At 47.8% G+C, this 8,318-nt stretch carries 10 protein-coding genes; 1 reads left to right on the forward strand and 9 read right to left on the reverse strand.

Features of this window, described 5'->3' with window-relative positions:
- Positions 1–185: 185 nt before the first annotated feature.
- The 4 genes from QPL98_RS18975 to QPL98_RS18990 form a co-directional block, all read right to left on the reverse strand.
- On the reverse strand, positions 186–1,289 hold the full coding sequence (locus QPL98_RS18975) for a hypothetical protein (RefSeq protein ID WP_303293815.1): 1,104 nt from the start codon (positions 1,287–1,289) through the stop codon (positions 186–188).
- A gap of 132 nt (positions 1,290–1,421) precedes the next feature.
- Entirely contained in the window at positions 1,422–2,009 is a 588-nt protein-coding gene (locus QPL98_RS18980; protein ID WP_303293816.1) for a hypothetical protein, read from the reverse strand.
- A gap of 159 nt (positions 2,010–2,168) precedes the next feature.
- The gene (locus QPL98_RS18985) at positions 2,169–2,516 is read right to left on the reverse strand and encodes a hypothetical protein (protein ID WP_303293817.1); all 348 of its coding nucleotides are present in this window, start codon (positions 2,514–2,516) and stop codon (positions 2,169–2,171) included.
- 282 nt (positions 2,517–2,798) lie between these two features.
- Positions 2,799–3,092, reverse strand: a complete 294-nt coding sequence (locus QPL98_RS18990; protein WP_303293819.1) for a hypothetical protein — start codon at positions 3,090–3,092, stop codon at positions 2,799–2,801.
- 234 nt (positions 3,093–3,326) lie between these two features.
- On the opposite strand from QPL98_RS18990, the gene QPL98_RS18995 reads away from it, so the two are divergent.
- Positions 3,327–4,370: an IS110 family transposase gene (locus QPL98_RS18995; protein WP_303293820.1), complete on the forward strand. Its 1,044-nt coding sequence runs from the start codon at positions 3,327–3,329 to the stop codon at positions 4,368–4,370.
- A gap of 464 nt (positions 4,371–4,834) precedes the next feature.
- Here QPL98_RS18995 and QPL98_RS19000 read toward each other — a convergent pair whose 3' ends face one another.
- The 5 genes from QPL98_RS19000 to QPL98_RS19020 all read right to left on the reverse strand — a co-directional run.
- Positions 4,835–5,839: a hypothetical protein gene (locus QPL98_RS19000; protein ID WP_303293821.1), complete on the reverse strand. Its 1,005-nt coding sequence runs from the start codon at positions 5,837–5,839 to the stop codon at positions 4,835–4,837.
- Between the two features lie 109 nt (positions 5,840–5,948).
- Positions 5,949–6,419 (reverse strand): hypothetical protein, encoded by a 471-nt coding sequence (locus QPL98_RS19005; RefSeq protein WP_303293822.1) that lies wholly within the window; start codon positions 6,417–6,419, stop codon positions 5,949–5,951.
- Positions 6,420–6,530: 111 nt separating this feature from the next.
- Positions 6,531–7,181 carry a glutathione S-transferase family protein gene (locus tag QPL98_RS19010; RefSeq protein WP_114433943.1) on the reverse strand — a complete coding sequence of 217 codons (651 nt, stop codon included), beginning with the start codon at positions 7,179–7,181 and terminating at the stop codon, positions 6,531–6,533.
- A gap of 423 nt (positions 7,182–7,604) precedes the next feature.
- Positions 7,605–7,829, reverse strand: a complete 225-nt coding sequence (locus tag QPL98_RS19015; RefSeq protein ID WP_089676070.1) for a hypothetical protein — start codon at positions 7,827–7,829, stop codon at positions 7,605–7,607.
- A gap of 124 nt (positions 7,830–7,953) precedes the next feature.
- On the reverse strand, positions 7,954–8,318 hold a 365-nt coding region (locus QPL98_RS19020; RefSeq protein ID WP_303293823.1), incomplete at its 5' end, for a group II intron maturase-specific domain-containing protein.

The raw sequence follows: 8,318 nt of genomic DNA on the forward strand, positions 1-8,318 counted from the left end.
ACCAAACGCCCGATGAGGTGTACTACGGGCAATCCATATCCTTGGCAGCCTGAGCCAGGGAAACAACCGGATCATAGCTTAGGGACACCATCAGGTTGTCCAACTGACTGGGTCCACCTCACATGCTTGTAGGCATGGTGCCAATCGACTTCTTCCTGCATCGTCTTGTCCCTTGGAGACCATTATTAGGCGCCAACTTTGTCATTTGAAAGAAACACATAGCATTCATTGATTTTACTTTCCTCCGAAAGACTGTCGAAATACTGCTGTATTTCAGACGGCTTCTTTCTCAATGAAGAATAATATCCGTATTGATCAACATAGCCTTGCAACACCCGGTCTCGTTGAACAATTTTTCTTGCTACATCAATCGCTATTGCTTCTTCTTTATCTATTGAATTAAAGATGTTGATATCAATCTTAGGGGACATACCTCTGAGCTGGTCAAGCCGATCAATACCTAACTCAGTATCTTCTGCGAAATCCATCCAGCCAGCTATTTCTTCTGACTTAATGTGCCCAACATATTTCTTGGTAAGAAATCGTTGCGGCTCGTTACCAATCACCTTCTCGCCTACAAATGTTTTTGCTGCTTCCCTCCATGTCATTTGAGACTCTAGCAGGTCATTTGTAGCTTGATCGTACATACCTAATTCTGCGGAACACAACGCATGACCCATAGCGGTTATGGTGAAATATTCCTCGACAGGCATCAGCTCTTTTACACTTTTGTCCTCAAGAAGCAGTGCTTTGTATTTCTCATGTATCTCACCAAGAGTCTGACGGCTGTTTATAAGCATTTGCGTTTTAGTTGATATGTCTTCGATTTGACCCAACTCTCTTATTACTTTTAATGCGGAAATCAGTCTTGCTCTTTCCTGCAGCTCGAGAAATTTCTTTATGAATTTTAAATCTGCGGCCATTTCCTCAAGTTTTTTATCAATTTTATTGATTTTGTTGTTTAAAAACAAAAAGCCAGCAGAACTGACTGCCAGGGTTAATCCTGAAATGACCATGCTGGCTTGAGCCAAGCCAATTAATTGCTGGAAATCTGCACCGATACGGTACAGCTGATAAGTGTTCAACCCGGAGAAGGCTGTATTCACTGGTGATAAAAAGGTGGAAAGCAGATTGGCTGGATTGCCTGCATTTACTAAATGGGCAACAATCTGACCAGCATCATTTCTGACAACGCCACCAAATACTTTGTATGAGCCACTGAGTACGCCGGCTAGTACGCTATCCGGAATCGAGCGCGTTAATGTGTACCCTGCTAACTCAGAGATCATATTGAATTTCCCCTAAACCTATTCATGTGTTTCTTCGCCTAACCGCGGAGCGAAGCGACGCGTCCCACGCGTCCGTCTTCCGTGGCTTGTCAGCGGTGCGGCATTCATGAGAGTCAACATGAAAATCATGCACTAATGCAATATTTCATAAATCGTACCACCTATTGCATCACCCAAAGATCTTTGCACAGCATCTATTTTGGCCTTGAGTTGGTCGACGCTCGGAACAGAAGCGCCACATACTTTCCGCTCCATTTCCTCAAGGGGAGCTTCATCAAGAATGCTCAAAATCTCATTTGTATCTCTGACGTTTTGGCATCCAGCAGCCACGTCTGCAATGGTTACGGATACAATCATTCCAATACCGAGGTAAGGTATTGCTTCTACAGCAACCGAGGAGACGTTCAGCGCTACATTCCTCGCCGTTCTCTTAGTGATATTCCTTGATAAAGTTTTGGCACGAGCAATTTTCATTCTGCGCGAGGCTGCTTGCTGTTCTAATTTCGCATTTTTCTTTTTCAGGCGATCATTTTCCTCAGCTAGCAACTGATATTGTTTTGATTTGCTATTCGAGAAAAGTGAGTCATAAGGGAAGTTCGACAGTGCCCCGTAGAGAAGGTCGTGGAATTTGGCGCTGGTAACCAACAAGACATTGGTAGAGAGTAACCCTAAGACAATCAAGGTAAAAACAGCATTTTTTGCAGTTTTAAGGCCATTCACTCAATAACTCCCTTTATAGATTACTTATCCCAATTAAGGTCCCAATGAAGTGCTAACGCTTGCAGCATGCGCGCCCACGGAATGGAGCCGAAGGCGCAATGTAGTGGGCGTCGCCGTGCCTGCACTGGTTAGGCCAAGCCCCGGTTGGAAAGGAAAAACTCAGGAACTGCCCATCATCATTAATCCTGTGAGGCTACCCACTGCAAAGACATACCCGATAACTCTATTCGGCGAAAAGGCGAGCCCAATGAACCCGAATATGATCGGCACCAATGCTTTTCCGAACATCCCGATCCAGTACAATTTGACACCTTCCCAACTCCACGTCGGGGGGTATGAGAAGATAATGTTCTGGAGCATTAATAGGCCCCCAAGGTAGGCAAATATAGTAAGCACAACACCACCCGAGGTTTTCTTTTCTCTTTTCACCAAAAGTTTACGAAGAAAGAAGCCGGACAAAATGAAAAGCACACCAATTGCAATGCCTACTACCTGAGGAAGCTGCATAACCTACCTATCATTATTGAAGTTGACTACGTTGTCGTTTGTGACATCCGGTTGATCGTTTTGTAGGGCGGCAACGACTCAACCTTTACATACCCTAATGCCCCATGCGCCTGGATAGCCTTTCCTGAGCGCGCAATACGGCTTGAAAGTTTCTCTCAGTTGGTCTGTCCTGATGCCGGGCCATAGCCTTTCTCAATCCGTATCTTGGGAACAAAATAGATAGAATCCAGAAAAACAACTTCCAAGAAACAAATGCAAAGAACAAGAACCCAATGACTTCCATTATCTCACGTCTCCTGTATGCCCTGCCAATGACACAAACCGATCAAACATTATGAAAAGCTTGTTTTTTGTTTTGATAAGAGTCAAGACATTACCGTTTTGTGGGCACTCGACCATGAACTTAGCGCTACCACCGGTTGAAGCAAAGTGTTGAGTATTGCCGTATTGATTGAACGAATGAACCGAACCGCAGGCACAATCAAACGGAGCACCGTCATACAAAGAAAAATCTCTATTTTGAAAAAGCGGTGTTCCTGCTTCTTTTACTAACTCTTCCCGACTTAGCATTTTCATAGCCTACTACTCCAAAAGTTATGATTTATACCAAAAATTGTCCGAAATGACCTGAATCCGTTGCCTGATTTTTCTGCCTAACGCTTGCAGCATGCGCGCCTACGAAATGGAGCCGAAGGCGCAATGCAGTAGGCGTCGCCGTGCCTGCACTTGATACTGATTGAGCCTTCTCCCCAGCCCTGCGGTTACCCGCTAAGCTGGAAGGCGACCAAGCACTACAAGGGAGAAGACTCAATGAACTTTTACCTTAGCACCCATCGCCATTATTGTGGAATCGATCTGCACGCCCGTAGTCTGTACGTCTGCATCATCGACCAACAGGGCGAGGTCCTTCTGCACAAGGAAATCAAAGCCCAGCCTGAACTTTTACTCGCCCTGCTCGAACCTTTCCGTGATGACCTGGTCGTGGGTGTCGAGTGCATGCACTGCTGGTACTGGATATCAGACCTGTGCGAAGAACACGGCATCAACTTCATTCTGGGCCATGCGCTGTACATGAAGGCGATCCATGGCGGCAAAACCAAGAACGACCGTATTGATTCCTTCAAGATCGCCATGCTCATGCGCGGTGGCAATTTCCCATTGGCTTACGTCTACCCCAGGGAGATGCGGGCCACCCGCGATCTATTGCGCCGCCGTACCCGCATTGTCCGGCATGGTGCCATGCTCAAGGCCCACGCCGTAAACACTCTGGGCCAGTACAATCTGCCGCCCAGCAAAGCCAACCTCAACAACCCTGGTGGCCGATCACAACTGACCGCCGCTTTTAGCGATCCAGACGTTCAGCGCAATATCGATCTGGACCTGGTCATCGTCGACTGCTATCAGCACGAACTCAAAAAGCTTGAGTGGCACCTGGAGCAGCAAGCCAAGCAACACGACCCGGCATCACTCAACGTACTGAAGACCATTCCTGGAGTTGGTCGCATTCTGGCCCTAACCATTCTCTACGAAGTCGGCGATATCCAACGTTTCGAATCCGTTCAGAAGTTCGCGTCCTACGCTCGCCTGGTGAAGTGCAAAGCCGAATCCGCCGGCAAAATCTACGGCACTCAGGGCAACAAGATCGGCAATGCTCATTTGAAGTGGGCGTTCTCAGAAGCGGCGGTGCTGTTCATTCGTAACAACGACAAGGCCAAACGCTACGTCGAAAAATTGCAGAAGCGCATGAACAAACCCAAGGCCCTATCCGCCTTGGCACACAAGTTGGGTAGAGCTGTGTACTTCATGCTCAAAGACAAGAGGGTGTTCGATGAACAACGGTTCTTGAGAGGTTAGTCACGCCACGGGCTGAGCAAGACGTCTAACTGGATCAGAAAGGATGACACCGAAGACCGCAAGTCTGCTGACTGGTACACCGATACCCAAGCGGTTTTCTGTCACCGATGTTGAAGCCAGAGCGACTTGATTAGCCAGCCCGTGGGCGTGCCTTAATACCATGAGCCAGTGCGCTTACACCGGTCCTGAGCCTGACACTAACTGGAGCCATGCAGCCCGTCGTTTGAATAGTGCCAGTGACCGGTTAACCGATGAATGTCTGGTGCCCCTGACCCACTGATGGAACGACCGGTCAGGCAGTGGCCTAAAGCCACGTAAGAGAGCCCCTATATGTGTTTGCTGTAAGTGCCTGACAGCCCTACGAGACTGACGAAGCAGGCGTTCTCGCTCATGGGTTTAGGTTGGCCGCTGGCGCGGCCAAAAAAATGACTCTTGCCTATTGATTCCGAGAAGGCTCATATGTGTTAAAAAGTGATCAAGGTTGCAAGTTTGCTAGATGCAATACCAAGAATAACTGTCAGGATGGATCCTCCCAGAAATTCTATCCATCGACCTTTCTTGCCACCATTAAACTCACTGATTAATTTTGCATCTCCCCTATTCAACTTCACATAGGAGGTAGGCATATAGCGATCAATCGAATTTTCTATCAAACTTCCGGCAAAGCCTGCGAACGTGACCAGAAGATACAACCCGACTAAAAATACGCTAAAAAGTTTGGCGATGTACGTTGTATCAAGAGACGGTAGCTGGCTATTTCCGATATAGGAGAGTGTGAAAAACAATGTAGATATTGCAATTAACGGCCCTAGTGTTTTTGGAAATATAGAAGAATATTTCTTTAAAAACTTTATAGTTTTTGGCTCTGAGTCAGCATCACAACCTTTAACCCATTCATCAAACGCCTCAACAAATCCGCGCGCCACGACATAATCGGCATACTCCACTTTTATTTCAGCCACGTCACCTGCCATTGCAGAAAAGAAATGGCCTGGAATAAAAGGCGGGGCATCTTCTTTCAGCTTCTTTATTAGGGCAACCCTCGAGGCCAATCTGATAGTAACCACGTACTCTTGGGGATTCTTCAGGCCTGCAACCACAATTGCGAAATTATACTTTAAAACGACATTTATTGTTGGGCTTGCGGAGTTCGAGTTGTACGCCAAAAATCTTTCAAAAGATGTAAACTGTTCCTTACGATCTTGGTCGTGGAAGACCGAGACGGTTTCATTTTTAGCAACAATTCTATGAACGTCACAGAGTTGTGTAATTTTATGATGCAACTGCTCAATCTCTTGAATCCCAATCATTAGATTGTCGTCGCAAGTCTTCTTGATCTGCTCGGTTCTACCCGTAATTTGATGGTAAATATCTTGGTAAACCTTAATTGGGATTACCGATGACTCTTGCCCATCTCCAACTTGTACAGACTGGCCTCCATCGTCGGAATGCTGGATAATCTCGCTCACCTGATCCTCTCCTTTTTATGATTTTAACGCCTGCAGCATGCGCGCCCATGGAATGGAGCCGAAGGAGCAATGTAATGGGCGTCGCCGTGCCTGCACTGGTTATGGCAATCTATTCAAAGAAAACATGTTCAGCTGTATAAGGGCTGGATATGATATGGGCTTCCGAAGGACATTCTCCATTCTTCAGAAGAGCCGACCAAAATGCTTTGTCAAAATGGAATTCTTGGAGGTAAATGTACCGACACGCGACCACGAGACCATACCTACTCCAAGCTGGCCCAGGCCTGGCAGAACCGCTCACCCCGTAGTGATCCTCAAGCTCGTAAAATGAAATAAGTTTTTTGCTATCCCATCTATCGCAGAGAAATTGATGCAACTCGTTTATTTGTTCCTCTTGAATTGCAAAACAATCTGCATAGGGCTTATGCCAAGGTGCGCCATCGTTCAAAAATGGGTATATGTTCTCAGCCCACGCAAAAGCATAGCTTGGTGTTACATTGCGTTCTGCTGCACTACTGGTGAAAAGAGAAAGTATCTGAAAGCGTTGAAGAGAGAAAAGCATCTCCTTTGTTTCACTCATAAAATATCCTCCTAATTTTAGTACTAGGTTTTGCAATAACGCCAACAGCATGCGCGGCTACGAAATGGAGGCGAAGCCGCAATGTAGTAGACGTCGCCGTGACTGTGATTGTTATATTCCCACCTCGGACACGTTTATGGTTTCAGGCTCATCGTGAGTCTGGCTAACCCACTCCCTCATTTGTTCATGGTCGAGGACGAACTGCATATATTCTGTAGATACCGGCGAGACCTTGACCCCGTAGGTTTTAAATCGCGACGCAACTGGAGCAAACATGCAATCTGCAATAGAGAACTCACCGAACAACCACGGGCCCTCACTCAAATAGGTTTCTCGGTATTGCGACCAGATTCGGTCTATCCGAGCTATCTCTCGTTCAAGGGCTGCATTAAGAGGAAGTTTGCGTCCGATTGCGCGACAGTTCATTGGCAGTTGGCCTCGAATTTCTGTGAAACCCGAGTGCATTTCTGCGCAGCAAGATCTTGCTTCTGCTCGCGCACCAACGGAACTCGGCCATCCGCGGCCGTCTAGGTACTGCTCGGAAATATACTCACAAATTGCCAGTGAATCCCAGATGACCAGATCATTGTCTTTGAGAACCGGGACTTTCCCTGCATCGGTATGCTGGGCAAGCGCAGTGTATGTGTCGTCTTGATTCAGCGGAATCCGCACTTCCCTAAAAGGTAACTTGTGGACTGACAAAAGTAGCCAAGGCCTTAACGACCATGACGAGTAATTTTTATTCCCTATTACGAGCTCCAAAGTTCACTCCTTGAAATATAACGCTTGCAGCATGCGCGCTTACGGAATGGAGCCGAAGGCGCAATGTAGTGGGTGTCGCCGTGCCTGCACTGGTTATGTTCTTCTTCGTGTTAGCAGCGCCTGCCCAGCCACCCCGAAGAATCAATGTGGATAAAATAACCGAAGTCCTCAGAGGACATGACGGATCGCGCATCAGTGAGCCCAACACCACAATACGGACAACACTTAATTTCGACTGCTGTAGTCCAGAGCGTATCACCCACTTCCTCAAGATATTGATTTTCCTGTAAGTCATCCTCTGTTGCTACCCGCTCAATAACCAAACACCAACCAAGGTCTTCAGAGCCAAAACGGGCTGGCCCCCAACAGATTGAAACGCCATCACTCGGCATCTCGTCACAACAGTGTATGAGATTTGACAGGCTATCCATTTATTTCATCCACAAATATCTGGTCCTCTACGGCATCTGCAATGGCGCGATCCAATCGTGTAAGCAAATCTTCGAATGACTCTTCAGGCCGGCGGACTAACATTGCAAGGCATTGATCTTCATCAGATGCAGTCGCCGCACAGCTAACCGGGCCAACCCTACCAATAGTGATTTCGCCTGAGCCATCAATCAGCAGTTCAATATTCTCGAGTTTCATATGACGAAACCTGACTCTTTGTGAACATAATCGGGATAGGGAGGCACCTCACGATGCCCCTCCTCCCACATCACCGGGCATACGGATCACGTACCACGGCGATTCAGTGACTTGATTCAACCCGTTACCGCACTGCCAGTTCCGGCAGTCCATAGCTCCGGAACAACCGGGCCGGTAGGGCTTCCCGCAGTGCCGGCGAGTGACTCAACCGCCACGGGCCGTGGGCCGATTTGGCGGTGTTCCAGGCCAATCTGACCGGGACACCCCGCTTTCTCAGCTCACGATACCCCCTTCGGCCCCATTGCTTCCACACGTAACTTCTCATTCTCCGCCGTATCCACTTGTCCAGGTCCCGCAGCGGGCTCAGCACTTCGGCTGCGTCGAAGTACGCTTTCCAACCAAGCAGGGTCTCTTTCAGATCTGCGATCACCTGGGCCAGTGAGTGGCCCCGTGTTCGGCGGCTCAGTATCCGGATCTGGGATTTCAACT

This window comes from Marinobacter sp. ST-43 (genome assembly GCF_030541085.1).
In the GTDB taxonomy this organism is placed as follows: domain Bacteria; phylum Pseudomonadota; class Gammaproteobacteria; order Pseudomonadales; family Oleiphilaceae; genus Marinobacter; species Marinobacter nauticus.